This is a genomic window from Candidatus Omnitrophota bacterium (genome assembly GCA_023819145.1).
Lineage (GTDB): Bacteria > Omnitrophota > Gorgyraeia > DTHP01 > DTHP01 > JBFWKV01.
Genome location: JAMWCW010000004.1, coordinates 66,609 through 93,022, shown reverse-complemented (window position 1 = coordinate 93,022; position 26,414 = coordinate 66,609). Strand labels below are relative to the sequence as shown.

At 34.7% G+C, this 26,414-nt stretch carries 33 protein-coding genes, 2 tRNA genes and 2 pseudogenes; 13 read left to right on the top strand and 24 right to left on the bottom strand.

The features are described 5' to 3' along the window. The 13 genes and pseudogenes from NC818_03360 to NC818_03300 all read left to right on the top strand — a co-directional run bounded on the left by NC818_03360 (position 1) and on the right by NC818_03300 (position 9,930). Entirely contained in the window at positions 1 to 957 is a 957-nt protein-coding gene (locus NC818_03360; protein ID MCM8783799.1) for a peptidyl-prolyl cis-trans isomerase, read from the top strand. Further along, on the top strand, positions 950 to 1,924 hold the full coding sequence (gene pdxA, locus NC818_03355; protein ID MCM8783798.1) for a 4-hydroxythreonine-4-phosphate dehydrogenase PdxA: 975 nt from the start codon (positions 950 to 952) through the stop codon (positions 1,922 to 1,924). Before NC818_03360 ends, pdxA begins: the two co-directional genes overlap by 8 nt. Further along, complete coding sequence (gene rsmA, locus NC818_03350) at positions 1,908 to 2,762, top strand: 16S rRNA (adenine(1518)-N(6)/adenine(1519)-N(6))-dimethyltransferase RsmA (GenBank protein ID MCM8783797.1); 855 nt, start codon at positions 1,908 to 1,910, stop codon at positions 2,760 to 2,762. The genes pdxA and rsmA overlap by 17 nt, the downstream gene beginning before the upstream one ends. Positions 2,763 to 2,829: 67 nt before the next feature. Then, positions 2,830 to 4,170 (top strand): radical SAM protein, encoded by a 1,341-nt coding sequence (locus NC818_03345; GenBank protein ID MCM8783796.1) that lies wholly within the window; start codon positions 2,830 to 2,832, stop codon positions 4,168 to 4,170. A gap of 1 nt (position 4,171) precedes the next feature. Next, positions 4,172 to 4,552, top strand: a complete 381-nt coding sequence (locus NC818_03340; GenBank protein ID MCM8783795.1) for an OsmC family protein — start codon at positions 4,172 to 4,174, stop codon at positions 4,550 to 4,552. A 19-nt stretch (positions 4,553 to 4,571) separates the two neighbouring features. After that, on the top strand, positions 4,572 to 5,543 hold the full coding sequence (locus NC818_03335; protein ID MCM8783794.1) for an RsmB/NOP family class I SAM-dependent RNA methyltransferase: 972 nt from the start codon (positions 4,572 to 4,574) through the stop codon (positions 5,541 to 5,543). Between the two features lie 72 nt (positions 5,544 to 5,615). Next, a complete protein-coding gene (locus NC818_03330) occupies positions 5,616 to 5,864 on the top strand; it encodes a hypothetical protein (GenBank protein MCM8783793.1) in 249 nt (82 codons plus the stop codon). Between the two features lie 62 nt (positions 5,865 to 5,926). Next, positions 5,927 to 6,685, top strand: a complete 759-nt coding sequence (locus NC818_03325) for a M48 family metalloprotease (GenBank protein MCM8783792.1) — start codon at positions 5,927 to 5,929, stop codon at positions 6,683 to 6,685. A 163-nt stretch (positions 6,686 to 6,848) separates the two neighbouring features. After that, entirely contained in the window at positions 6,849 to 7,406 is a 558-nt protein-coding gene (locus NC818_03320) for a signal peptidase I (GenBank protein MCM8783791.1), read from the top strand. A gap of 667 nt (positions 7,407 to 8,073) precedes the next feature. Next, positions 8,074 to 8,541 (top strand): PilZ domain-containing protein, encoded by a 468-nt coding sequence (locus NC818_03315; protein MCM8783790.1) that lies wholly within the window; start codon positions 8,074 to 8,076, stop codon positions 8,539 to 8,541. A gap of 14 nt (positions 8,542 to 8,555) precedes the next feature. Further along, positions 8,556 to 8,714: a hypothetical protein gene (locus NC818_03310; protein ID MCM8783789.1), complete on the top strand. Its 159-nt coding sequence runs from the start codon at positions 8,556 to 8,558 to the stop codon at positions 8,712 to 8,714. Continuing rightward, on the top strand, positions 8,684 to 8,929 hold the full coding sequence (locus NC818_03305) for a PilZ domain-containing protein (protein ID MCM8783788.1): 246 nt from the start codon (positions 8,684 to 8,686) through the stop codon (positions 8,927 to 8,929). The genes NC818_03310 and NC818_03305 overlap by 31 nt, the downstream gene beginning before the upstream one ends. Next, positions 8,930 to 9,930, top strand: a pseudogene (locus tag NC818_03300) (PilT/PilU family type 4a pilus ATPase). It abuts the gene before it with no gap. A gap of 347 nt (positions 9,931 to 10,277) precedes the next feature. Here NC818_03300 and NC818_03295 read toward each other — a convergent pair. The 24 genes and pseudogenes from NC818_03295 to NC818_03180 form a co-directional block, all read right to left on the bottom strand. Further along, a complete protein-coding gene (locus NC818_03295; GenBank protein ID MCM8783787.1) occupies positions 10,278 to 11,126 on the bottom strand; it encodes a hypothetical protein in 849 nt (282 codons plus the stop codon). Between the two features lie 202 nt (positions 11,127 to 11,328). Then, entirely contained in the window at positions 11,329 to 12,303 is a 975-nt protein-coding gene (locus NC818_03290; protein MCM8783786.1) for a M48 family metallopeptidase, read from the bottom strand. 65 nt (positions 12,304 to 12,368) lie between these two features. Next, on the bottom strand, positions 12,369 to 12,716 hold the full coding sequence (locus NC818_03285) for a histidine triad nucleotide-binding protein (GenBank protein ID MCM8783785.1): 348 nt from the start codon (positions 12,714 to 12,716) through the stop codon (positions 12,369 to 12,371). A 5-nt stretch (positions 12,717 to 12,721) separates the two neighbouring features. Beyond that, positions 12,722 to 13,201 (bottom strand): TIGR00725 family protein, encoded by a 480-nt coding sequence (locus tag NC818_03280; GenBank protein MCM8783784.1) that lies wholly within the window; start codon positions 13,199 to 13,201, stop codon positions 12,722 to 12,724. A 2-nt stretch (positions 13,202 to 13,203) separates the two neighbouring features. Further along, entirely contained in the window at positions 13,204 to 13,527 is a 324-nt protein-coding gene (locus NC818_03275) for a methionine--tRNA ligase subunit beta (GenBank protein ID MCM8783783.1), read from the bottom strand. Then, the gene (locus NC818_03270) at positions 13,520 to 13,909 is read right to left on the bottom strand and encodes a PilZ domain-containing protein (protein MCM8783782.1); all 390 of its coding nucleotides are present in this window, start codon (positions 13,907 to 13,909) and stop codon (positions 13,520 to 13,522) included. Before NC818_03270 ends, NC818_03275 begins: the two co-directional genes overlap by 8 nt. Before the next feature lie 22 nt (positions 13,910 to 13,931). Beyond that, positions 13,932 to 14,003: transfer RNA gene (locus tag NC818_03265), tRNA-Arg, on the bottom strand. Between the two features lie 255 nt (positions 14,004 to 14,258). Then, on the bottom strand, positions 14,259 to 15,050 hold the full coding sequence (locus NC818_03260) for a hypothetical protein (GenBank protein MCM8783781.1): 792 nt from the start codon (positions 15,048 to 15,050) through the stop codon (positions 14,259 to 14,261). 34 nt (positions 15,051 to 15,084) lie between these two features. Further along, positions 15,085 to 15,447 carry a PilZ domain-containing protein gene (locus tag NC818_03255; protein MCM8783780.1) on the bottom strand — a complete coding sequence of 121 codons (363 nt, stop codon included), beginning with the start codon at positions 15,445 to 15,447 and terminating at the stop codon, positions 15,085 to 15,087. Between the two features lie 4 nt (positions 15,448 to 15,451). Further along, positions 15,452 to 16,534 (bottom strand): 3-dehydroquinate synthase, encoded by a 1,083-nt coding sequence (aroB, locus tag NC818_03250; GenBank protein ID MCM8783779.1) that lies wholly within the window; start codon positions 16,532 to 16,534, stop codon positions 15,452 to 15,454. Between the two features lie 157 nt (positions 16,535 to 16,691). Beyond that, a pseudogene (locus tag NC818_03245) lies at positions 16,692 to 16,793 on the bottom strand (small basic protein). Positions 16,794 to 16,810: 17 nt separating this feature from the next. Then, entirely contained in the window at positions 16,811 to 17,296 is a 486-nt protein-coding gene (locus NC818_03240; GenBank protein ID MCM8783778.1) for an SPOR domain-containing protein, read from the bottom strand. Continuing rightward, positions 17,265 to 17,561: a hypothetical protein gene (locus NC818_03235; GenBank protein MCM8783777.1), complete on the bottom strand. Its 297-nt coding sequence runs from the start codon at positions 17,559 to 17,561 to the stop codon at positions 17,265 to 17,267. Before NC818_03235 ends, NC818_03240 begins: the two co-directional genes overlap by 32 nt. Before the next feature lies 1 nt (position 17,562). Further along, the gene (locus NC818_03230) at positions 17,563 to 19,032 is read right to left on the bottom strand and encodes an HD domain-containing protein (protein ID MCM8783776.1); all 1,470 of its coding nucleotides are present in this window, start codon (positions 19,030 to 19,032) and stop codon (positions 17,563 to 17,565) included. Positions 19,033 to 19,145: 113 nt separating this feature from the next. Beyond that, on the bottom strand, positions 19,146 to 20,366 hold the full coding sequence (locus NC818_03225) for a deoxyguanosinetriphosphate triphosphohydrolase (GenBank protein ID MCM8783775.1): 1,221 nt from the start codon (positions 20,364 to 20,366) through the stop codon (positions 19,146 to 19,148). After that, positions 20,341 to 21,987: an ATP-binding protein gene (locus tag NC818_03220; protein MCM8783774.1), complete on the bottom strand. Its 1,647-nt coding sequence runs from the start codon at positions 21,985 to 21,987 to the stop codon at positions 20,341 to 20,343. The genes NC818_03225 and NC818_03220 overlap by 26 nt, the downstream gene beginning before the upstream one ends. A gap of 27 nt (positions 21,988 to 22,014) precedes the next feature. Next, positions 22,015 to 22,251 carry a zinc ribbon domain-containing protein gene (locus tag NC818_03215; GenBank protein ID MCM8783773.1) on the bottom strand — a complete coding sequence of 79 codons (237 nt, stop codon included), beginning with the start codon at positions 22,249 to 22,251 and terminating at the stop codon, positions 22,015 to 22,017. Then, entirely contained in the window at positions 22,252 to 22,920 is a 669-nt protein-coding gene (locus NC818_03210) for a LysM peptidoglycan-binding domain-containing M23 family metallopeptidase (protein ID MCM8783772.1), read from the bottom strand. It abuts the gene before it with no gap. Positions 22,921 to 22,929: 9 nt separating this feature from the next. Then, positions 22,930 to 23,000: transfer RNA gene (locus NC818_03205), tRNA-Gly, on the bottom strand. A gap of 34 nt (positions 23,001 to 23,034) precedes the next feature. Beyond that, positions 23,035 to 24,309, bottom strand: coding sequence for a phosphomethylpyrimidine synthase ThiC (gene thiC / locus NC818_03200; protein MCM8783771.1), 1,275 nt, complete (start codon positions 24,307 to 24,309; stop codon positions 23,035 to 23,037). After that, positions 24,296 to 24,949 carry a thiamine phosphate synthase gene (gene thiE / locus NC818_03195; protein MCM8783770.1) on the bottom strand — a complete coding sequence of 218 codons (654 nt, stop codon included), beginning with the start codon at positions 24,947 to 24,949 and terminating at the stop codon, positions 24,296 to 24,298. Before thiE ends, thiC begins: the two co-directional genes overlap by 14 nt. Further along, complete coding sequence (locus NC818_03190) at positions 24,927 to 25,367, bottom strand: thiamine-phosphate pyrophosphorylase (GenBank protein ID MCM8783769.1); 441 nt, start codon at positions 25,365 to 25,367, stop codon at positions 24,927 to 24,929. The genes thiE and NC818_03190 overlap by 23 nt, the downstream gene beginning before the upstream one ends. Next, complete coding sequence (gene rfaE2 / locus NC818_03185) at positions 25,294 to 25,839, bottom strand: D-glycero-beta-D-manno-heptose 1-phosphate adenylyltransferase (protein ID MCM8783768.1); 546 nt, start codon at positions 25,837 to 25,839, stop codon at positions 25,294 to 25,296. The genes NC818_03190 and rfaE2 overlap by 74 nt, the downstream gene beginning before the upstream one ends. After that, complete coding sequence (locus NC818_03180) at positions 25,836 to 26,414, bottom strand: D-sedoheptulose 7-phosphate isomerase (GenBank protein MCM8783767.1); 579 nt, start codon at positions 26,412 to 26,414, stop codon at positions 25,836 to 25,838. The genes rfaE2 and NC818_03180 overlap by 4 nt, the downstream gene beginning before the upstream one ends.

Genomic DNA, 26,414 nt, shown 5'->3' with positions numbered 1-26,414 from the left:
ATGAAAAATATTTTATTAACGATTATTATTGTAATTATTTTCTCGCAGATGGTTTGTGGCGGAGAAAACGAGTCAAGTCAGAATCGTATTGTAGCCATAATAAATGATGAATTAATTACTAAAAGTGAATTGGAGCACAAAAAAACTTTTCTAATCTATCAGATAAAGCAGAATAGAAAAGGGGATATAACCCAAGAAGAGGAAAAAGAATTGGAAAAAACCTTGCTCGATAGGCTTATCATAAACAAGCTTGTTAGGGAGAAAGCAAAGAAAGAAAATATTTCAGCGACGGAGGGGGAAATAAAAGAGATGCTGGATAATGTAAAGAAAAAATTTCCTACCGAAGAAGTGTTTCTTTCAGGCTTAAAAGAATCAGGTTTATCCATCGATGACTTGCGGGAGTCATTTGAGTATGAAATAATTTTGCAAAAACTATTTTTTAACAAAGTAAGGAATAAAATAGTAGTAACCCCTCAGGAGGTAGAGGAATTTTACAAAGAACATAGTGAAGAGTTTAGGGAGCCTGATAGAGTGAAACTTAAAAATATTTTTGTTTATAAACAGGGGCGCTCCTCTGAAGAGATTATGCAGAGGCTGGATGAAATCAGTATCCTACTTGAAGAAAATACGCCTTTTGAGGAAGTTGCCAGGAAATACTCCGAAGGAACTACTGCTTTTAAAGGTGGAATAATGGGAGAAATTAAGAGAGGAGAGCTCTCCCCACGGATAGAAGAGATTATTTTCTCTCTAAGAACTGGAGACATATCCCAATGGATTGAAACCGAGGGTGGATTCTATTTATTCAAGGTGGATGAGTATATACGTGGTAAAACATTGAATTTTGCCGATGTGCAGTTAGATATTAGAAATATGCTCTATAGACGTAAACTGGACGAAAGATTCAATAATTGGGTTGCTGAGTTGAAAGAGAAAGCATTTATCCAGATAAATGAATAGGATAACCATAGGTATAACTATGGGAGACCCCGCGGGAATTGGTCCGGAGGTTTTAATTAAGGCAGTAGACAAGTTGTCACTACAGAAATTACCTATTAATTTTCTGATTATTGGCGATAGATGTGTTCTGGAAAGATATTTACTTCTCTTTAAAATAAGGAATCTATTTTCAAGAAGTAATATAGTGTTAGTTGATTTAAATAACGTTCCCAAAAGTTTTAGACCGGGGTTCTGTAAACCTGAATATGGCAGGGCTGCGCTGGATTACATTGATGTAGCAATTCGTCTATTAAAGAAGAAAGAAATTTCTGCTTTAGTCACCGCTCCCGTGAGTAAAGAAATGATAAACAGGTCGGGGAAAAGGTTTGTTGGACATACTGAATATCTTAGTTCTTCTTTTAAAATAACAAATGTTATGATGATGTTGGCAAATAGATATCTGCGTGTAGTTCCTCTAACACGACACATTTCTTTAAAGGAGGTTAACCGTCTCATAAATTATTCTTATATTTTTAAAGGTATTAAAATTGTGGCAGAGTATATTAAAAAATATTTTTATCTTTCTTTGCCACGCATAGCGATATGTTCTCTTAATCCCCATGGCGGAGAAGGAGGGTTGTTGGGAGTGGAGGAGAAAAATATAATTATTCCTGCGGTTAAAAAAATTAATAAAGAGCATATAGCAAATATTTCTGGCCCATATTCTGCTGATGGTCTGTTCTCAAATTATAGAGATAATAAATACGATTGTATTATAGGTATGTATCATGACCAGGTAATGATTCCGGTGAAAATGGTTGATCCCCAACACACCGTGAATATAACTTTGGGACTTCCTTTTATTCGCACCTCTCCCGGACATGGAACCGCTTTTGATATTGCCGGAAAAGGTATTGCTTCTTTTCATTCTATGTATGAAGCAATAAAACTGACTTATCAGTTATCTCGCAATGCTCTCTCTTTCTGAATTAACCGAGATTTTCCATATTTATAATCTTTTTCCTAAGAAATTTTGGGGACAACATTTTTTAGTTGATAAGAATATCCAAAAAAAAATCATTTTAGTTTGTCAACTATCCAAGAGGGATACAGTTTTGGAAATTGGGCCGGGGCTAGGTGCTCTTACTGAAGAATTGTGTAGAAAAACGAGGTTTGTTTATGCAGTAGAAAAAGATGAAGCATTCTGTAAAATACTCAAAGAAAGACTTCGTTCTTTTAAGAATCTAGAATTAATAAACACCGATATTCTTAAATTTCCTTTTCCTCATCAAGAACATTCCTCTTATAAGAAGTTAAAGGTAATAGGCAATCTTCCTTATTATATATCTACCCCCATCATTTCTTATCTAATCGAGAATCATGAATACATCGATTCTATATATATCAGTTTACAAAAAGAACTTGCACAGAGAATAGTTGCTAGAGCTGGTGAGAAAAGTTATGGGTCCCTAACCGTATTTGTTAACTTCTATGCAAAACCAATCATCCTTTTTTCCATAAAAAGAAATTGTTTTTTTCCCCGGCCAGAAGTGGATTCCTGTTTTTTGAAAATAGAAATTATAAAAAAACCGAGAACAAAAAAAGATATAGAAAAAAAAATCTTTTCCATTGTTCGCTCTTCTTTCCAGAATAGGCGCAAAAAAATAATTAATGCTTTGTTAAAGAGTAAACTGGGTTATAAAAGAGAAGAATTAATGATTGCTCTTAGGAAAGCAAAAATAAATTCCCTAAGAAGACCTGAAACTTTGAGTATAGAAGATTTTATCGCTTTAGCTGAATGTTTGGATAGTTTTAAAAAACATTAATTATTATGCATTGATAATTTAAATAATTAAATGGTTTTTCTTTATTAGATGTAAAATTTTTTAAAGTATGGGAAGAGAAGTGTGTGTATTAATGGTTAATCCTTGGATTTATGATTTTGCTTGTTACGATTTATTTTCTAAGCCCATTGGGTTTCTAAAGATTGCGAGATTACTTTCAAATTTAGGTTTTAAAATTCGCTTTATTGATTGTCTTGACCGTTTTCATCCCCAGATGATAAACCGCATCACTGATAAAGGTATTTGTGGTATCGGAAAATATTATGCGGAGGAAGTAGAGAAACCATCTATATTTAAGGATATACCGAGAAAATATAAACGTTATGGAATGCCTCCTATTATTTTCAAAAAACTACTAAAGAAATTTAAAAAACCAGATATTATTTTAGTTACTTCGGGAATGACTTATTGGTATAAAGGAGTATTCGAAGTTTTAGAAATTTTAAAGAAAAATTATCCTAAGGTGCCCATTATTTTAGGAGGTATTTATGCTACCTTATGTTATCATCATGCTTTAGAATACAGCAGGGCAGATTTTGTTTTTAAAGGAGGAGACCTTAAAGAATTATTGATCTTGTTAGGAAAGATTCTTTCCAAAGATTTTACTTATGATATAAATTCTATTTATTTACCCCCTTATTATGAAATTTACTCCAAAAATGAATATATAGCTTTAAGAACTTCCTCTGGTTGTCCATTTAAATGCAGTTATTGTGGTTGGTATTTGTTGGAACCTAAGATTTATCAGCATAATCCTGAAGATATTTTTTCTGAAATTGTATACTTCCATCAGAAACTAAAGATAAAAAACTTCGCTTTTTATGACGATGCTCTTTTATATAAAGCTGATACACATATTAAAATTATTCTTAAGAAAATATTAGAATACCAACTCCCATTAAATTTCCATACTCCTAATGGTTTAAATGCCTGTTTTTTAGATGAAGAACTTGCCCATCTTATGAAAAAAACAAATTTTCTTCAGCCTCGTTTAGGACTAGAAAGCGTTTCTTTCAATAGACAGAGGTTAACCGGTGGGAAGGTAAATAAAAAAACGATTATTGAAGCAGTTAAACTCTTGAAAAAGGCAGGATACAGTTCTTCCGATATAGGAATATATCTCCTTATAGGACTTCCAGGACAACCATTTGAAGAAATAGAGGAGTCTATTTATTTTGCGCATTCTTTTAAAGCGAGGGTTTATCTTGAAGAGTATTCTCCTGTTCCCGGCACTTATGAATATAACCGTGCAAAATTAGATACAAACCTTGACCCTTTGTGGCATAATAATTCTGTTTTTCCGCTTTATAAGGGAGAGTATAATAAATTTCAAATGCTCAAAGAATTAAACCATAAGTTAAACAGAAAGTTTTGCAGAAAGGAGGTTTAGTATGTACAGGGTAGAATTAGAACATAGAGGAAACACATTTTTTATTGCCAAATCTAAGGACTATCTGTTCAATATTGATTTAAAGGGTAAAGGGATGACTCCTCCCGATGTATTTTTATCATCTTTAGCAGGTTGTATAGGGGTTTATTTTCAAAAATATTTAGAAAATGCCAAGTTGGATATCTCCCAATTCAAAATAACCGCAGAAGGTGAAATTCCTCGTGAACAACCTCTTTGCTTTAGAAATATCAAAATAAGTATTGATATTAAAGAAGGGCGTCTTGAAGATAAGAGAAAAAGTGCGATTATTGACTTTGTCAAAAACTGTCCTATTCACAATACACTTAAGAATTCACCTGAGATAGACATTGAGATTTTTTAATCAAGATAAGTATTCATTTATGAAAAATGCAGTTTATAAGCTACCTACTGATTTCATAGAACGAATGAGGTTAATCTTCCCCTCAATTAAATTTCCTAACTTGATGCATACCTTCACAGAGAAAAAGCCCACGACTTTTCGGATAAACTCTTTGAAAATTGATCCTCGGGAAGCGGTGGATAAGTTAAAAATGTTGGGTTTCAGAATAGAAAAGGTTTCTTGGTACGCCGAGGCTTTTATCTTGAAGAATGCAGGAAAGAAAGAACTCATGGAATCAGAACTTTATAAGGAAGGTTACATCTATATTCAAGGTCTCTCCAGTATGCTTCCGCCTTTGGTTTTAGCTCCTTTACCAGGAGAAATTGTATTGGATTTAACTTCTGCACCAGGAAGTAAAACTACTCAGATGGCAGTGTTAATGCATAATCAAGGTAGGATTGTTGCGGTAGAGCAGTCAAAAGAACGGTTTTTCAAATTGCTTAATAATCTGAAAGAACAAGGAGTTAATAATACTGAAGCTGTTTTATGTAGAGGGGAAAATATCTGGCTTAAGTATAAAGAACATTTTGATAAAGTGTTATTAGATGCACCTTGTTCTAGTGAGGGTCGTTTTGATACCACTAATCCCAGAACTTTTCTTTTCTGGAAGGAGAACAAAGTAAAAGAGATGGTACGCAAGCAAAAAAGACTCATTTTTTCTGCTGTTCAAAGTGCGAAGGTGGGAGGGAAGATTTTATATTCTACATGTACCTTCTCTCCAGAGGAGAATGAAGGAGTGATAAACTGGGTTTTACAAAGGTTTAAAGGAAAAATAATCACCCAAAAGATAAAACTTAATCTTCCACCGAACATTGTTCCTGGGCTAAGAAAATGGCAAGGAGTCGAATTTCTGCCTGAAATTCACCATTGTTCAAGAGTCCTCCCTACTCTAGAAATGGAAGGTTTTTTCCTTTGTTTATTGGAAAAAATAAATTCAACTCATACCCCTTGACAGTCTGGGTATTCTGTGTTATACTTATTATGGAAAGAATAAAAGGATTTTTAAAGATTAAAGGAGACAAAAATGTTTCCATACAGTCAATTACCTGTGAATGAATGGTTCGAATTCCTACGAGGATTTCGTGAATATGAAGCAAAATATACTCTGAAAGAAAAAGAAAATGTTCTTCTTGATGTATATTCTCTCTGGTTAAAGACTCACAATGAAAAGTTAAAAGAAAAAGTTATCAAGCTGGCAGAGGAGATTAAACAGGTAGACCCCAGTATCAAACTTGATGATTTAATCAAGAGTCTGGATAAAATTAAAGTTTAAGCGCTTAATTTATTCCAATTTTCTTGCAAACCCATCACCTCATTTGGTAAAATTTTATAATAATGAAAAACAAATTTTTGTTTCTTTTCCTCGCTTTTTTTACAAGTGCCTGTGCCACGCAATTTAATCCCTACACTGGAAAAGAAGAATTTATTTTTATGAGTGATGAAGAAGAAGTAAAGATAGGCAAAGCGCTTACAAAACAAGTAGAGGATAGATTTAAGATTTCTGAAGATTTATTACTGCAATCAAGAGTAAATGAAATTGGGCAAAGCCTCGTTCAGTCATCTGACCGTAAAAGCATCTTGTATTATTTTAAAGTATTAGATAAAGATGAAAAGAATGCTTTTGCTTTACCCGGAGGATACGTATATGTCTTTAGTGGTTTATTAGAAGAAGTGAGTAATGATGATGAACTTGCTTATATTTTAGCCCACGAAATATCCCATATTGTGGCAAGGCATTCCGTGGATTTATTAAAAAAGAATTTAGGTTTTAACATTCTAATGGTCTTAGCCAAAGCTGGTGCTCCAGATACCGAGACTATAAGGAGAACAAGCACCGCCTTAGATTTATTAATGCTTTCCTATTCCCGCGAAGATGAATTTATGGCAGATAGACTCGCAGTCCGTTTTATGCAGAAGGCAGGTTTTAATCCTGAAGGAGCTTTATCTTTTTTAGAAAAATTTAAAGAAATAAAAAAGAAGGAACCCATTCGACCTCTTTATGGTAGAACCCATCCTTATATTAATGAAAGGATTAGGGCAGTGCGTGAAGAAATTTACGGAAGGATTAGTTTCGAGGATTACCTGAATAAATAAGTAAAAAGTAAAGTTGAATCTTAATTATAGGCTTATAAGAGAGAAGATTCTCAGAAATTTGGTTTTCCAAAAAGTACAATGAGTTTCGTAAAAATAGAGGTTGTGGTAACTGTGCGGAAGAAGCAATCTATCTTTATTTGAAGAAATTGAGAAAATTATTCTCTTGGAAAATAAAGAAATAGATAAATTTTTAGAAGAAATTCATATAAATTTTTTGAAAGAAGGAGTTTCTATTTGGGCAGAGACTACAGGAAAAAGTATGGAACCGGTAATTAGGGAGGGGGATTTTGTAAAGATTATTCCGGTAAAGGTAGAGGAGATAAAAAGGGGAGAGATAGTTACTTTCTCGAGAGATACTCCCAAAATACTTACTGCCCATCGTTTGCTTAGTAAAGAAAAAGATAATTTCATTACCTGCGGAGACAATTTTATCTTTAGTCAAGACCCTCCTTTAGAAAAAGAGGATATTTTAGGTAAAGTGGTGGCGGTAAGAAGAAACAATAGAAAAAGAAATTTAGATAAAGGATTCTGGTATTTATATGGAAAGGTTATCACTTATTTGAGAATTTACGGCTTTCCTTTATTGATTCTCTTTCTTTCTCTCTACAAATTTTTTACCCATCCCAAATTGTTTTTTACCCAAGTAATCAGAAAAGCAGAACAAACCCCTAACCCACCTCGTAGGTGGTCTAAAACATCCATTATAAGTTCCAGCCATTAAGCAACTTACAATTGAATAAAAAGGACACCTACGAGGTGGGAGACGGTTCCAAAAGGTTAGGGGGGGGTAAGGAAAGTTACAGGGGTAACCAAAGTTTACTTATGTAATATCATCAGATATAATAACTTACAAATTTAGGATTATAGTGGTAACAAATAATTACATTCTTTCTTGGTATTTTTATTTCTTCGCTATACATTAGCTGAGTAACTTTACCTCTTTAAGAGCGTAAGTTTTTTATATTCAATGCTTAGGAAAATAGATAAAAATTACCTTCTTAATTTACATTCAGGCAAGAAACTTGCTTATCATCAAAGTGGAGACCGATAAAGGCAAACCCCGAGAAATCGGGGGACGTCCCGAATGAAGAGTTCCAAAGAGGTTCTCCATCGGGACCCCGACGCACAGCAGAAGCAAGTAGCTGCAGGCGGGGCAAAGCCGACAGGCCTAAAGCGCGGAATAAGGAAAAGGAGGTGAGGAAATAATAGAGTAAAAAGCGCTAAGGTGGCTGGGTTGCCGAAGAATCTCAAGAGAACTTTATCGGTCTCTCAATCTTTTTTCCTGCGATTAAAGCACTAAGTTAATTTTTTATTTTCTTATTCTTACCGTTTATGATAAAATTAGAACAACTATGTATTCCTATTTTCAGAACGATTTAATATATTACATGTTTTTGCTTTTGTGTCTTAGTATTGTAGTCCTAATTTATGTATATTATGAGGACTATCGTAGTAGAAAAGAAAACCGTGCTGAAGGTAGAATGGTAGGATTATGGAATAGAAATGAGCGTCGTAGATTTAAACGACTTCCAGCAAGCTTAACCATTGGATATGAAATTTCAGGAAAACCAACACCTCTAAAAGAAATTTGCTCACGAGATATCTCCCAGGGAGGAATTGGTTTAATTATTTATGAGAAACTGAGGGAAGGGACATTGTTAAGAATCTGGGTAGATATTCCGGAGCGAAAAGAGAAATTATTTATCTTAGGCAAAATCGCCTGGCAGAAAGAAGTTACTCAAGATTCATCCCCTAAAAGAGTGTTTTATGCCGGTGTATGTTTTACCACCTTAGATACCCCTACACAATTACATTTATTGAATTTTATTTCTTCTTTAGAAAGTAAAGAGGCATAGAAGGAGGAAAAGAGATGAATGAAGGTTTTGTCGAAAAACGTGAGGCCAAACGTCTCCGTACACGTTTTATGTGTAGATATGTCGTGGAAGGAGAAAAGGAAATAAAAACTGCGCCTGTCGAGAATATTAGTGACAAAGGATTATATTTAGAAGTAGAGAAGGTTTTACTTTAGAAACCCTCTTAAGTCTTCAATTAGATTTTCCTCCTGCTTCTAAAACAATTCTGTGTAAAGGCAGGGTGATAAGGGTAGAAGAGAGGACACATCTTGCTAAGTATGGTTTAGGGATTGATTTCATAGAAATGAATAAATCCGACCAGGAGGTGATAAATAATTATATTGAGCGGATGGACATTGATAAAGTATTGGCGAAAGCAGTAAGATTATAAGCGAGCGATGTACATCTTACCGTTGATCTTCCTCCTGTATTGCGTATTTATGGAGAATTAAAAACTTTGGGAAATAGTCCCTATAGCCGTGAGGATTTAAAGCACATTATTTATGGTTTAATCGACCCTCGGCAGAGAGTAAAATTTGATAAAGAATTAGAACTTGATTGTTCTTATGCATTACCTGATGGGAGTAGGTTTCGGGTAAATATTCATAAACAGCAAGGGAATATTGAGGCAGCGTTTCGCGTGATTCCTCAGAAGATTCCCACAATTGAAGCATTAGGGCTTACGGTAGTAGTTAAGTAATTGGCTTTGAAAAAGAGCGGTTTTATTATTGTAACCGGACCCGCGGGTAGCGGGAAATCTACAACTTTAGCTTCGATGCTTGAACTTATTGATCAGACGAGTGGAGAAGTAATTGTTAGTTTAGAATACCCCGTTGAATTTCTTTTTACCCCTAAAAAAGTATCATTAAGCAAAGAGAAGTAGGCATAGATACTATTTCTTTTAATAACGCCTTAAAACATGTATTAAGGCAGGACCCTGATGTAATCTTAATTGGAGAGATGCGGGACTTAGAATCTGTGGCAACGGCGCTTTCTGCAGCGGAAACCGGACACTTGGTTTTTACTACCTTACATACCGCCGAAACAATTCAGGCTGTAAACCGCATAATTGACATGTTTCCCGGGAACCAACAGGCACAAATCAGAATTCAGTTAGCGGAATGTTTACGGGGGGGGTATTGGACAGTTGCTTTTTCCGCGCAAAGATGGTAAGGGGTTGGTAGTGGCTACCGAGGTTCTGGTTATGACCCCGGCAATTTCTGCCTTAATTCGACAAGGTCAAACCCAGCAGATTTATGCCTTACTGCAGACTGGGCACAATACGGGATGCGTACCATGGATATGTCGCTTTTAGAGCTGTATAAAAAAGGTTTGGTGAAATACGAAGTGATTGTGCCTTTTGCCAAAGACGCAACCCTTTTTAAAAGATGAAGCTGTTTTTTAGATTAATTTCGATAATATTCTTGGTTATTTTTCCCCTTAGCGGATGTTCCCGCCTGAGTTTAGAAAATGTTAAACAGTCCAAGCCTGGACGTGCTTCGGGAGAAATTTTAATTAAGCCTCAACCAGAATAGAGTCATTTTTTATTTATTCTTAAAGACCCAAAGGGAATTCCGCATGTATAATTGACTTCCTATAATATATATTATGTTAACTTCGTGAGGAGAGATAAATAGAGTTTAAGTGATTTTATTATAATAACTTATGATTAATATCGTTTTTTCTGTGGATAAGCATGGGATAAGTCTATTCCTGTTTGTCTTTCGGTTATTATTTTATCACAAAGGAATATCGAAGAGGCTAAAGAATTTTTTAGCTTCTGTTAGAAATTGGTATTCCGATTTGACCCCGAATAGCAGGTTGTGATATCTTCCTGCTTGATTACGTAAGGCAAGCATTATGCAAATATAGGGAGAAGTAATATCTAAAACAGCAACACCATAAGTTTGTCCATTGCGTCTTATTTGAACGTAGTCTATTCTTAGAGAAAATCGTTGTGCTAAACGTTGTTGAGCTATTTGACCTTGTGTATGTGTTAAATTACTTGCAACATAATTAATAAATCTTTCCCAAGGTATACGGTTATTAATTGCAAATTCTTTTGCCGAATCAATATAAACATTTCCGTTTTGTCCTATTAGGATGTTTATTCGTTTAGGACTTTGTTCGATTTCTGAGGTAAAAGTTTTCCCTTCGTATTCAAATGTAATGCTACCCTTACTGAGCATGGTTATGAGCGTATCGAGTTCCTGTAACACACGGATTGCAATTTGTTGGTGAAAATTAGCTATATCGGAAGGAACTTTTGAATCTCTTGCAGGACCATCACGATAAAGAAGCCTAGCTTGGGCTGCGAAAGCCTTGAGTTGTTCTTTGAAAACATTAAGTTGATCTCTTTGAAGTTCGTCCAATACCTTATTCTTATTTCCTAAAATTCTCTCGAAAGTTTGCTCTATTTTAGCTAAAGTGGAAGTATAAAGGGATTCTATGGATAGATCTCTAACGCGGCGGGTAATTAAAACAAAGTTGCCATTAACATTAGTATCTAAGGTTATGCTTGAGCAAAATAAAACTGTGGTTATTAGGTGTGCTACTATCCCGATGGTTTTAAGTTTAGAATACTTCATTTTTTAATAATCATAATAAATTTATGAAATAAGCAGATAATAAAAACCTTCTGTTCTAATTAAGAACATCAGGTAGTTTACTCTGCTCTATTTCTTTATCTACATCTGCACAAAATATATAGCATATAAAATGGTTAGTGCCAAGGGGGTGAGGATGGTAAATTTAGTTTTAACAGTGAATAATATTGAATGAGTAATGTTCTTAAGGATAAGCAATTAACGAGCTTCCATCTTGGATACAATATTGGTAATTACGGGGATAGATTTTACCGCAGGTAGGACATTTTTTATATTTTGTAGTAAAAGCAGTGCTGGTTTTTTCTTCTTGTAAGGAAAGAGTGGGGTTTTTAGGAGAAAGAGGTTGCGGGTTGGTTAGAGTTAAGGAAGATAGTTCTGGTTGTTGAAGTTTTGTAATTTCCTGGCCTGCTCTTTCGATGCGTTGCTCTAAGTAGGGATGGGAACGCAAGAAAAGTGGGGTGGCCATGGTTTTGTCTTTTTTTAGTTCTTGTAATTTTTTGAAAAAGTTTATCATCGCTTGAGGGTCATAACCTGCTTTATAAGCATACTTTATTCCTAATTTATCAGCCAAGAATTCATCTTCTCTGCTGTAACCTAAAGCAATAATATTAAAAGCAACATTTAGTGCTTTTTCTATTTCTTGCGCTCCTCCCCTGCCTAAGGCAAGACTGACTAAGAGTTCATAACCGAGCTGTGCCTGAAGTTTCTTGACAATATGCCGAGCAGCAACATGTCCTATCTCATGACCAATCACACAAGCAAGCTCATCATCGTTAACTTTTTCTAGAAGGCCGGTATGGATATAAACATAACCGCCAGGGGTGCAAAAAGCATTGACTTCCTTATCCTTAACAATTTTAAAGATATATCTTATATCTTGACGGTCCGAAACCTCAGCGACTTTTTTTCCGATGATATTTACCCTTTCATTATCCTGAGTTCCTTTGACAATTTCGTAACTTTGAGAAATTTGAAAATCTATTTGTTTACCCAACATAACTTCAGTTCCTGTGTCAATTAAGATTAATTCTTTCTGCTGGGTAGCGGGATTGTAAACGGTAGCACAACCGCTTAAGAAAGAAGTAGCCAATCCCGGAAGAATTATCACTATGAAGATTCTTATCGGGAACTCAAGATTTCTTTTAAGTAGCAACTTCATTGGGGATCGCCAGTAACCAGTAACCATTTTTTTAATTTTTCCTTTTGATTTTTGCATCTTGTTTTTTATCCCGGAGGCCAGGTTAATTTTCTTCCCCCTAAAAGATGAAGGTGAACGTGAAATACTGCCTGGCCTGCATCCTTACCGCAATTAAATACCAAGCGATATCCTGAGTCAGATATTTTCTTATCTTTGGCCAGTTTCTGGGCGATAAATACTAATTTTCCCACTAAAGGGTAATTTTTTTCAGTGATATCGCTTATCTTTTCAATATGCTTTTTGGGGATAATAATAAGATGTACCGGTGCCTGCGGATTTATATCTTCAAAACTCAAGACATCTTTATCAGCGTAGACTATTTTTGCAGGAATTTCTTTTCTGATAATTTTACAAAAGATACAATCTTTTTCCATGACGATTATCCCCTTTTTGACTTTTTTGCCAGTTCTATCGCTTTTTTTACTACTTCAGGGGGTTTAGGAAGAGAGATTATTCCCGGAATTTTCCAGGTTTCTATGCCTACAAGGGGTTTGTTTAATTTAAGCGCAAAAGCAATTTCCGAAAGTGTACCTAAACCCTTGCCCACCGCGATTAAAGCATCCGCAGTTTTTACGATAATAATGTTTCTTGCCTCGCCTAAACCTGTTGCGATAGGAATATCAATGTATTTATTAGCCGTAGAAGGGTCATCGGTAGGGAGAATTCCGATGGTTATTCCCTTCTTTTCTTTAGCCCCTTTTGCCGAGAACTCCATTACTCCCCCCAAACCACCACATATAAGCATACATCCTCCAGCGGCAATTTCTTTTCCTATTTCTTCAGCAATATGGACAATTCGCTTATTAGGGTTAGAAGTTCCGATTACCCCAATAATGTAATTTTTCTTCAGACACAACATATCTAGCGGATAGTACTGCCGGGAGCAATGTCCTTATCGGGTAAAATCAAAGAGATATTATTGTTTGTGTCGGAGGCAGCCAGAAGCATCCCCTGGCTTTCTATCCCCCGAATCATTGCCGGTTGGAGGTTGTTGATAATAACAATATTTTTGTTCAGGAGTTGTTGGGGAGTATAAAATTTTCTTATTCCCGCTACCAATTGTTTAATCTCATTTCCCGTATTTACCTTAAGCACATACAGTTTATCTGCTTGTGGATGTTCTTTGACTTCAATTATCTTAGCAACTTTCAGTTCTATTTTTTTGAATTCTTCTAAACTAATCACCTTCTTCCTCCCCTTCGGATATACCGAGTTGTTCGTTGACAAATTGATTTATTTTTGCTCTATTTTCAGGAGAGATTTCCGTGAACATTATTGCCATATAATATCTTCCCTGTCCGGTAACCGTTAGATTCTCTTGGATTCTTACCACTACCCCCTCACAGTCTATTTTAATATCCTTTTTTTCTTTTTTTGAAGGAAGTACGAGAGTTATCTTTAGTTTAGTGGCGATGGGTATAGGGTTATCAAGGTAAAAAAGCACTCCTCCAGCTCCAATATTCATCGTCTCAGTATAGAAATCAAAAGTTTCTCCAAAAGCTTTGATGGGGAGTTTCTTTTCTAAACGAGGGTATTTCCGTCTATCTTTATGCTTGTGCTCGTTCATATTTTTAAAGTCTTATATTTACTGGGCCTAGAGGGAATCGAACCCTCACATCAGGGTCCGGAGCCCTGTACTCTATCCATTAAGCTATAGGCCCCTGTAAAAATTAAATCTGTGCCTATCAAAATTTATTTGCAGTTTATTTTGATAAACACAGATTATCTATTATGTTTTTTGTGCCTTTTTCTGTTCTTCTTTCCAGCACTTCTTTTTGCAATAGTATTTGCCGTTGCGGTAATACCAATACCTGCGTTTTAAAACTTTGTTACAAAAGACACAGTTTCTTGGTTTTCCCGCGGTTTTGGTCTCGGTTTTTGGGGTTTCTGGTGCCTTTTTTTCTTCAGCCATTGTCTTACCTCTCTCGCGTTAAAATTTCAGATTTATCTTTTACAGTTTTAACAAGTTCTAAAGCATCTTTGACAACTACTGAATTCTGCCGGACGCTTTTCTCTTCAATATTACCCTTTTTATTAGTGTAAGTTATACGGATATCTAATTTTAAAGTAGTGCCTGTTTCGTCATCAAGAGTGTTTATCTCATATACTGCACGGTGGTCAGTTGTGCCTTTAAGGTCTGCCCAGATTTCATCCCAGAAAGGCAAGGATAGAAATTTGTGTGCGGTGAAGATACCTTCTTTGATATTTGAAGAAGTGATAATAAAATTCATATCTTTTAAAGTTTCATTCAGGTAATAGTTGACTATTTCTTTTCTTGCTTCAATACGCACCATCATTGGCAGAATAGGAATGAAGGCTGTTGTCTTTTCTTTCTTTTTGACTTCTTTTTCGGGAGTAACCTTTTTTATTCGCGGAGAAAAGAGGGTTTTTGTAATTGTTAAGCTGTAAACTTCTTTTTCTTTCAAAATATAATTGGGCTCTACGCGTTTAATGTCGCAAGCAGAAACCTTTTCCTTAACCCGAATAATTTGTAGAGTAGCAACGTTCTTCCCATCTTTGAACAAATCTACTTGCATCCCTTCACTCAAACCATCTTTGCTTCCAACGTCAATTACTAAAAAATTATGCTCGCGATTAACAGAAAGAATTCTCACTCCAAGGATATTATCATTCTCGGTTCCATAAACAACATTAACGCATAACAGGATTCCTAAAGATAGATACAGAATTGTTTTAATTACTTTCATATTGTATGAATTATACTAAAAACAAGGGACGATTTCAATAGTAAAACAAAAGAGGTTCTTTATTTATAAATCTTTTAAGATTCGACTTCTGTAGGGCTTCCATCTCTTCAAATTCTAAACCTGCTCGATATCGTTCAGTATAAGGAAGTTTTTGCACCCACACTACCTTCGCTCTGGTTCTAATGGGGGTGCTATTTTTCTTGAGGCTAAATTCCAGGATTAATTCCGCATCCTTAGGTAAAAATTCTTCAAAGATTACCCCCATACCTCCTTCGCTTAAATCTCTTGTTAAGGTATGGTTTAAGCGACTGCCAACTTTTGTTTGGTAAGTTACTGAGGTATCAAAATTTATACGATGATATCTTCTTCGGTTTTGTAAAGAAAGATTTTCATCCATAATATCAAGCCATCCTCTTTTTTATTACCCTTTTGATTAAATTCCAGGAAATATCTTTGACTATCTTGGCTTTTCCTATTTCTTCTAAGATTACTAGGCGAGTTTTTAAACCACGGAATTTCTTATCATAAGTAATGGCTCTTATAATATTATCAAGTTTTAAATATCTAATTTTTTGGGGTAGGCCAATTTTAATAATTAAGTTCTCTAATCTTTTTAAATCCTTTAGAGGAGTAATTCCTAACATTATTCCTATTTCCGTAGCGCAAAGCATTCCTAAGGATATGGCTTCGCCATGGCTATATTTTCTTGAGTATTCTGAAGCAGTCTCAATGCCGTGTCCAATGGTATGACCGAAGTTAAGAATCATTCTTAATTCTTTTTTATCATATTCATCTTGTTCAATAATTTCTTTTTTAATCTTAGTACATTCTAAAATGATATATTCCCAATTAAAGGAATTGGAGTTTAAATCCGTATCTTCTAAATATCTAAATAATTTTTTGTTTTTGATTGCTCCATATTTTATAACCTCGGCTAAGCCATTTTTAATTTCTCGAAGAGATAGGCTTTTAAGAGCAGATATTTCTGAATATACTAAACGAGGTTGATAAAAGGTCCCGAGAATATTTTTCCCACAGGGCAAATCTATAGCATTTTTCCCGCCAATAGCTGAATCGACCTGTGCAAGGAGCGTGGTAGGTATTTGTATATAGGGGATACCTCTTTTATAAACCGAAGCAATAAATCCCGTGAGGTCTCCCACTACTCCACCACCCAAGGCCACTAGAAACAATTCTTTCCTTTTGTCAAAACTTACTAATTTTTCAATTAAGTTAGTCCATGTTTTTAGAGATTTTGATTTCTCTGAAGTGGGGACAGTTTCTATATGGGAGGTTAAGTTTTTATTTTTTAGTGAAGAGGTTATTTTTCTTCCGAGTATTTTTGCTATTCTTTGGTCTGTAACAATAAATGCGTCTTTACCAATGGATAAATTCTTAATCTCTTTACCTAGGCCGGCGTAATTATCTTTATTTATAATAATCGTATAGCTTCTTTCTCCGAGGTTTAATCTAACTCTCGTCATTTCTTCTCTATTATTATCCTTTGGTTTCTTTATTCTCAGATGTCGTAGGAGGTGTTTCTGTGGCAGTTTTTGCTTTTTCTTCTGTTTTTTCTTTCTTTATTTTTAGTCTAATTCTTTTTACTTTGGGTAGTTTAAAAAGTGAAACAGTCTTATCTAATTTGCCTTGTTCTTTTAACAATTTTATACGCTCAATTCTTTTCAAAACATTACGGTGTTGGGTATCTACTCGAGAATATTTTAAACTCGGATGCTGGCTCATGATTACCTCCTTTTGTTTTAAGGAATTGTTCTTATATAACTGGTTTTGTATTTTTTTAACAAATTATATAATTCTTCTCTTGCGATTTCTTTATTTAGATATTTTCCAATACAGACATGATACATTTTATCCGCATAGATAACAAAAGGCCTATATCTGTTTTGCATTAATTCTTTTATGAGATTTAATGCCATTTTTTTATCTCGGTAAGCAGCAACCTGAATGGTATATTTCTTGGAAGAATAATTTTTTGATACTTCATTACCTAATCCAGGCGTATCGTTTACTATTAAAGTAGAGTGCTTACCTTTCTCTACTCCGAGACTAAAAATAACTACACAAACAAGCATAAAGACAATGAGAGAAAATATTAATCCTTCATAACTTAATCTAATATTTACAAATCCGTAGGGAAAAAGTTTTTTAAGTGACGGATAATAATTTCTCTTTATTTTTTTCTGAATTGCCTCTTCAAATAAGTCGGTCTGCATCTCTTTTTTCATTCCTTTTTGGAGACAAACATTCATCTATTTGATTTAAGATGTCTATATCCTGAGTGTAGGCATATCCAGTAGTTGTTGCTCCTCGATGGGCTATGAGTATCCCATCTTTGACTAATTCTTCAAGGGCCTTTCTTACTATATTAGGTTTCATATTTAACCAAGTGGATATTCCTCGCACACTGTCTACAGAATAAGGGTTTTCGCGGAAGAAAAGAATGATTTTCTTCTTAACAGGTGAACGTATGGCTTTTAGGATATTTTTCATTTTAAAGTTTTGCTATCTTCTGCATTCTGCAAATTATATTTTTTATCCTTTCTTCTTTGATGAGTTTCAAAAAGGCTTTTACCACCGAAGGGTCAAATTGGGAACCCGAAGATTTTTTGATCTCTCTTACTGCTTCTTCTATGCTCATGATTCTTCCTCGATATGGCCTTTTACAAATCATTGCTTCAAAAGCATCCGCAAGGGCAATGATCCTAGCTCCCATGGGGATCTCATTTCTTTTAAGTCCCATGGGATAACCTTTGCCATCATAACGTTCATGATGGTGCATGATTAAAGGTATAGCAGGTTTCATTGCTTCTATCGTTCCGACGATCTCGGCACTCTTAATGGGGTGCTCTTTAATCAAACCGTATTCTTTACCGGTGAGCTTGGAAGGTTTCATGAGAATTTCATCAGGAATACTAATTTTACCTGCATCCAGAAGTAAAGCTGCATATTTTAAGATTTCCATTTCTTCTTCAGATAGCTTTAATTCCTTTCCTATTTCAAGCACTATTTCCACGAAACCTACAGGATGAGTATAAGTGGCAGGTAGCCTTATATCTAATAAAGCAGCAAGCGAACGGATACTCCCCCAGAGGATTCTTCCTCTTTCTTCGTATAGTTGAGAATTCTTTATCGCTACTATTGCCTGTTCTGCCAAGACCGTAAGTATCTCTTTTTCCGCATTAGTAAAAGGTTCCTTGTTTTGTTTACCTTCTACTCTTATTGTGCCGATAACATCTTGGTCGATTAAAGGTATACAGATGCAGTTGTCATTGAGATATATTTTTGCATTTTTGACTACCTGTTTTTCATGATTAAGTTTTTGAGAGGGTATTTTTAGGGTATTTGGTTCTTTAGAATCCAAGTCAATAAAGGCCTTAGGGGAAATTATTTTCTTATCAGGGTCTACCAGGCTTATTAAACATTTACGCGCACGTAGCACCTGAAGGCATAGTCGGGCAATCCGTGGCAACAGTTCTTCTAGATTTAAGGTAGATGAGATTAGACGATGCACAGTATGAACTGTGGAGAGTGCTATTGCACGGGGTTTTACTGTTTCGTATATTTCTTTCAGCTCTTCTTCTTTCCTGGTTTTATCAATGATAAGTTTCAGCGTAGTATTTAAACATTCAACAGCCAATGAAGGCATATCTTTACGAAGATGGCATATATATAAGACGCAAGGATTATCTTCCCCATTATTTAAAGATAAAGAGAAATAAGTTATCTTAAAATTTAGAGAGCATTTATTTGAATCATGTTTATTGCTTTTGGTTGATTTTCTTAACCAAGATACACATATTTTCTTTCTTAGCCTATGACATGATGGTTGGTTTGTTTTCACAAGAAACAAACTTTTTTCACTTAATTTTCCTTCCGCAATCCACCATACAGTGTTTTCTCCCACTAATTTGTCAAAAAACTCTTTTTCTTTAAGAAAATGCGGTTCATTTAATAAACGCAACGCTAGACTCTTTTTTTTAGTCTGTTTTTTGTTCATAATTTTTTGTTTTATAATAAATTATGTATCTAAACTATTCTAACAGAGTTTTTTTTATTTTTCAAGCGAGAAAACAGTTATACTTTCTCGAAGGGGTCAAATAATTTTTTGTATTCTTCTAGGGCATAACGGTCGGTCATTCCCGCGATATAGTCACAAACTACTCTATAGGGGTCTTCAGTAGCGAGACGCTTCCTACTGGTAGGAGGGAGTTGTTCCATTCTTTTTATATATACATTAAAAAGTTCCTCAATAAATCTTCTCGCTTTTTCTGCCATACGGATTACACGATAATGGTTATAGAGATTTTTCATTAAATAATCTCGCATAGGTTGACGTGCTAATTCCATATCTTTACTAAAACCTATAATCCGTTGAGAACGACTTCTTACATCAGCCAAGGTTTTTATATTTATTTCTTTGATTATCTTATCCGAATTCTTGATTACATCACTTACCTGTAAATCAATTATATTTCTTATGGTTTGTATTTTTTCTATTTTACTTTCTAAATTAGGATTTCTTTCTTTTATTAACTTATTTGCTCTTTCCCATAGTTCTATTTTTTGTATTTCTTTTATATCCAAAAGCCTTGAATTTAAACCGTCATCCAAATCGTGATTATCATATGCAATTTCGTCGGCTATATCAACTATTTGTGCTTCTAGTGATGGAGGCATTGCTGGTTCTAAATCTGTTAAATCTATGCCTGCATAATGCGAGGGTATGTTGGTTTTTTTTATGTTCTCAGTAGCATTTATTTTCCCTGCGTAGTCAAAACGAGTAGTATGTTTTAGAATTCCTTCTCTTACTTCCCAAGTTAGATTTAGGCCTCTAAAATTAGGATAGCGTTCTTCCAAATAGTCTACTACCCTTAATCCTTGCAGATTATGGTCAAATCCTCCGTGTTCTCTCATTATAACATGTAAAATTTCTTCACCTGAGTGGCCAAAAGGGGTGTGTCCTAAATCGTGAGCAAGGGCTATCGCTTCTACTAAATCTTCGTTCAACCGTAGTGCCCTAGCAATGGAACGGCCTATTTGAGCAACTTCTAAGGTATGGGTTAATCTTGTACGGTAGTGGTCTCCTTCATGATTTACAAAAACTTGAGTTTTATATTCAAGGCGGCGAAAAGCCGTAGAATGTATTATGCGATCTCTATCACGTTGATAAATTCCTCTGTAGGGATGTTCCTCTTCAGGATATTTACGTAAACGGCTCATTCTACTCTTTACCGCGTAAGGAGCAAATAATTTATCTTCGTAGTCTTGGTTAATAGAAAATCCTATATTTGCCATAGAGTTTTAATATTCTGTCTAAATCTCGGTTTTCCAAGGTTATAAATTTTGTCTCTTTTGCTATAAGACGAGCGTCTTCATCAACGCTATCCAGGGCTATAACAAATTTGCGTTCTTTTTTGAGTTTTAGTTTATTACATTGGCAATCAATTTCTTCCATTAAGTCTCTATTAAGGTGTCCTTTACTTACTACGAATATCCAGGATTTATCTCGGGTTTTGCCAGTCAATATGGGTAAACGGCTATGGGCATTTTTAATCTCTATGTTATCAAAATTAGGTAATTTTATCTTACGGGAGCCAAAGTATACAGTTTCATTACCAAAGTTTTCGAAAAGTTCATGAAGCCGTTCTACTATACTCTTTCTCCTGTTTTTTAAGAAAGAATTGAGTTTTTCCCTCAGATAACGTTTAAAACATTCTCTTTTAACTTCCAGCCCTACATCCAGAGAAGACCTTTTACTTTCATATACTTCAGTTAGCCATATTCTAAATAGTTCATCGTTGAGGTAGTAAAATACTCCATTTTTGTCAATATAATTCATTTCTATTAAAGTATTGAGGTGATTTATGAATTCTTTTTCTGATTTAGTATCCAGAAATTCTTTCAAATTTCTTGTTTTATAACATTTATGAGCCAACGAGATTAGAATGGAAGTATAAGATAGAGGTGAGCGGTTAGTAGGGATTTCTTTTATTCGATGGGAAAATATCTGATTGAGTATACCCATAGAATCAAATAGAATTCTGGTGATTGCTTCAATGAGGATTTCGTCAGTGATGAAATTAGATTTTTTCTCGATAGCGGTTATTTTCGTTTCTTCAGAGATTATATTTAAGTATAAAGGTTGTCCACCAGTGATTTCCGAGATGAAATCTCTATAGTATGCACTACATTTAATGGATTCTAAACGCTTTTCTAAAAAATTATTACTTGTTTTTATATCAAATGGTTCCAGTTTAATTATTTCAAAGTTTCCAAATAGGAGAGTTAATTCTTTAGAGAGGATTTTTTTAGCATGGGTTGTAGAGGAACTTGTTACAATGTACATTGTGTCCTTGGATACCATTATTGTCTTTGCCAATTCATTAAAGGGATTATGCAGAATGGTGAATCTTTCTAATCTATGAAACTCCTCAATTATTACAATCACAGGTATACCTAATTCTTGAGATAGCGATTGGGGCACAGTTAGGATGGTGATATAGGCATCATAAAATTTGCTATTTTTTAGATGCACTAAACATTTTTTGACTTCCTGTATTGTCTTGGGAATTAAATCTTCAGAATGTTTAAGGAGCTCATCTATATTATGGGAGGGCGCAGTCTTGTGATTTAGTTTAATGATATTAAAAAGTATTATAGAAATAAGCCTTTTAACGAAATAGTCAAATGTTAGTTCTGTGTCTATTTCTAAATAGAAGGGCAGAACGCGAAAGCTATCTTCTTTAATTTTAGAGAGGAAATGCAGAATAAGTGAAGTCTTTCCGATAGTTTCTTCTCCTAATAGAGCGATGTTTTGTCTGTATCCTTTCTCTAAGCCTTTCGCTCTTTTGAGGAGTATATCTAAATATTCTTCCCGGTCATAAAAATTGTTTCCCGTAACAGGATCAGTAAACATAGGCTTTTTTACAGCCGAGTTGTTTTATTAAACATTACAACTGGCACACGAGCTTGCGGAACATCCCGAACATTTATTTGTAGATGAGGATGTTTCATTATTTGATTCTCTACCACACTGAACGATAGAGAATTTCGAGAAAATTTTTTCTAGATTTTTGCTTTGACAATGGGGACAAGTTATACTTTCTAGTAAATACATCATTTTTATCAACTCTTCAAATTTATTACCACAATTTTTACATTTGAATTCAAATATTGGCATTTAAGGTAGAAAATATAAAGGGTTTTGAGGTATATGTCCCTTACGTATTTCGAAATGTAGAATATCTTTTTTCGCTTCTGCAATTAATTCTCCTTGTTGGACTTCTTGCCCAAGTTTTACAAAAACTGATGAATTATTTCCATATATGCTGTGAATCTGGTCTTCGTGTTCAATAATAATTGTTTTTCCTAATCCCTTCATTCTCTCGGAAGAAAAGATTATTTTCCCTTTTCTAATTGCTACAACATTAAGGTTTTCTTCGGGGGTAATGTCAATTCCTCTATTTACTGTTCCGTCCGCCCTTTTGGTTCCGAAGAAAGAAATTACTTTTCCTTTTATAGGCCAGATAAATTCTTTTTTGGAATGTTCTTTTATTTCGTTATGTTGAATAGAAGTTGGAACAAAAATTAATTGTCCTTGGTATATTTTTGTAGCATCACTTAAGTTATTTGCCTTTACTATTTGCTCTAATTCCACCCCATACAATTTTGAAATTCTCCAAAGAGTTTCTCCTCTCTTAACTCGATGATATACACCTTCTTTTTTAAATGGTTTTACTTGCGGACAAACAGGAGTAATTTTAGTCTCTTTTTTAGGAGAAGTTGCGCACCCCCATGAAATTAAAATACAGAATACAAAATACAAAATTTGCTTTCTTGGCTTTTGCATTTTCGATAAAGCGGGTGAGCGGAATTGAACCGCCATATACAGCTTGGGAAGCTGTCATTCTGCCATTGAATTACACCCGCATATTAGAATAATTAGAAAATTTTATTATTTTTATCATTTTATTAAAGATTTAAGACATTTGTCCACTAATTTAATTGAACAAAATTTACTACACATTGAACAAACATTTTTGATTTTAGAAATACCTTGATAGTGATAAATTTTTGCTTTCTGGGGGTCAAGACAGAATTCGAATTGTTGTTTCCAGTCTCTTTTTCTTCTCGCTACGGATATATTTTTGTCTTTTTTGTAAGCTTCTTTATTGCCTCTGGCAAGATCTCCGGCATGAGCGGCAATTTTGAAGGCAATCAGACCTTCTTTAACATCTTCAGTAGTAGGTAAACTCAGATGCTCTGCAGGAGTTACGTAACATAAAAAGTCTGCACCACAATAAGCAGCGTAAGCTGCTCCTATTGCCCCTGCTATATGGTCATACCCCAAGGCGACATCGGTGACTAATGGGCCTAATACGTAAAAAGGTGCTCCCTGACAAAGTTTCTTTTCGGCAACTATGTTTGTTTCTATTTGGTCTAAAGTCATGTGTCCTGGCCCTTCGATGATGACTTGGACTCCTTTCTCCCTTGCTTTTTGAGTCAATTCGCCAAGTACAATTAGTTCTGCTATTTGTGCACGGTCTGTAGCATCGATTATTGAGCCGGGACGGAGAGAGTCCCCCAAACTTAAAACTATACCATAATTTTTGGCAATGTCCAGTATATCGTCAAAATGTTCATAAAGAGGATTATCTTTTTTTGTAGCTATCATCCAATTCAATAAAATAGCCCCTCCTCTACTTACAATATCCATTATCCTCTTCTGTTTAGAGAAAACTTCTAAAGTTCTTTTATTTAATCCGCAATGAATGGTAAAAAAATCCACTCCGTCTTTTGCCTGTTCTTCTATTGTGCGCATTATACCTTGAGCTGTCATCGAAGAGATATTACCTTTTTCATTCATTGCCTTTATCGCTGCTTCATAAATAGGAACCGTGCCGACAGGAATGGTAGAATTATCCAAAATTGCCTTTCTGATTTCTCTTATATTTTTTCCCGTAGAGAGGTCCATTACGGTATCCGCCTCGTATTTTATAGATATTTCTAATTTCTTGATTTCTTCTTTTACTCCGTTATTATCCCAAGAATTTCCAAGATTAACGTTTACTTTTACACGCATTCCTTCTCCGATAGCACAGGGATTAACTATTTTTCTCTTATTATTAAAAGGAATAACTACTGTTCCTTTCTTTAATTTTTCTTGTAATAGTCTTATAGACACTTTTTCTTTATGAGAAATTTTTTCCAAGAGGGAGATGTTTTTATAAATTTCCATATGCAGAATTGGTTATTAACCGCTTGAATAATTTAACCTTACTGACAATTTCTCTGGTTCTTAATATAGCGCTGATTAAAGCAATCGATTCTACACCCGATGAGAGGACAAGTTGGATATTTCTTAAATTGATCCCGCCTATGGCTACAATAGGGAGGTTAACAATTTCTATTATTTTTCTTAAGGTTTCTATCCCTAAAGGTTTAAGATTTGGTTTGGTAGGGCTTTTAAAAACAGGCCCTACGCTTATATAGTCAATATCTTGTAACTGAGCTCTCTTGGCTTGGTATAGGTTATGAGTAGAAAGACCAATAATTTTGTTTTTCCCTAAAATTCTCCTGGCTAAATTTACAGGCAGATCTTCTTGGCCCAAGTGGACTCCGTCTGCATCTATCGCTTTAGCAATGTCTACTCGGTCATTAATTATAAAAATTACCTTTTTCTTCTTGGTGATCTTTTTAATTTTCATTCCTATGTCAACCAGATAATTCCCGGATAACGATTTTGCCCTAAGTTGCAATATGTCTATTCCTCCACAAATCAAATCTTTGGTTAAAGAAAAAGGGTCTTTCTTTAAATATGGTAAATCTAAATCGAGGATAGCATACAAAGAGTGTCTAAAAATGTTTTTTCCCCTCATAGCGTAAGATAAATTTCGATGCTTTTTTTTCTAAATAGTATGTACGAAATCTCAATCTTCTAAATTCAGCTTCTGTTTTTTGATCGAATATTTTTGAAAGCTCTTCTAATACCCTTAAAGCCTCTTCCACTCTTTGTATGTTAGCAAAGAATAAATCAACGATATTCTTTTTAATTCTTTCACTATTTAGATTCCTTCCTACATCGTATCGCGGACTCCTATATTTGAGCAAAGCTTTCTTTGATAAAAAACTATATTTTTCTAAAACTTTATTTATCTGATGGCGTAATCTTTTAAAGGAAAAGGTGAGTTCTTTCTTAGCGATTAAAAACCGCAGGATATCCTCACATACACGCAGTCCTTCCTTTGTCCGATTTATGTTTGCATCCAGTATGCGAAGTAAATTCTTTTTTTTCATTGTCTATAATCTTCTTTATAATATTAGTTGTTGAATAACCTTTTTCAAATTTAATTGTTTTTACTTTTCCTCCGTAAGCAGTAACAAATTTATATCCTACTATATCTTCTTTTTTCCAATCGCTTCCTTTAACCAAAATATCGGGTTTTATTACTTTTATAATTTTTATAGGTGTTTTTTCTTTGAAGGCCAAGCAGTAATCTACACATTCCAAGCCCGCCAATAGTGCAATTCTGTCTCTGCACTTATTAATGGGACGAGATTTTCCTTTTAGGGCCTTTACTGAAGAATCAGTATTGACTCCTACTATTAAAATATCTCCATTTTTTTTTGCCTCTTCCAGATATTTAAGATGTCCGTAGTGAAGAATGTCAAAACATCCATTAGTGAAAACGATTTTTTTATTTCTTTTTCTCAGAACGGAGACCAATCTATTTATCTGGGCAAGTGTCTTTAATTTGTTTGTAATCATTTAACAAAATTTTCCTCAATCAACTCACAAAGGATGTGTCCTATGGTAATGTGTGCTTCTTGTATATGGGCGGTGTGTTCCGAGGGGATATTTATATTGTAGTCACTAATACGGGCAATTTTACCTCCATTTTTACCAGTCAGCGAAACAGTAGTCAAACCCAGATGTTTTGCGATAATTAGTCCTTCAAAAACATTATCGGAGTTTCCGCTTGTAGAAATTCCGAAAGCGACGTCTCCTTTTTTGGCTATTGCTTGGAGTTGGCGCACAAAAATATCCTTGAAGTTATAGTCATTAGCAATAGCAGTAATTACTGAAGTGTCCGTAGTGAGAGATATGGCGGATAATGCCTTTCTTTCTCGTCTGAATCTGCCAACTAATTCTGCGGCAATGTGTTGTGCATCAGCGGCGCTTCCGCCGTTGCCAAAGAAAATTATCTTCCCCCCTTTTCTTAAACAAGAGATCATTATATTGCCTATCTCTGATATATTATTTATTTGCTCCTTGAGGATTTTATCTTTTAGCTCTATTGAATCTTTTATCCAGAGGGATATTTTTTCTCTATTTTTTTTCAT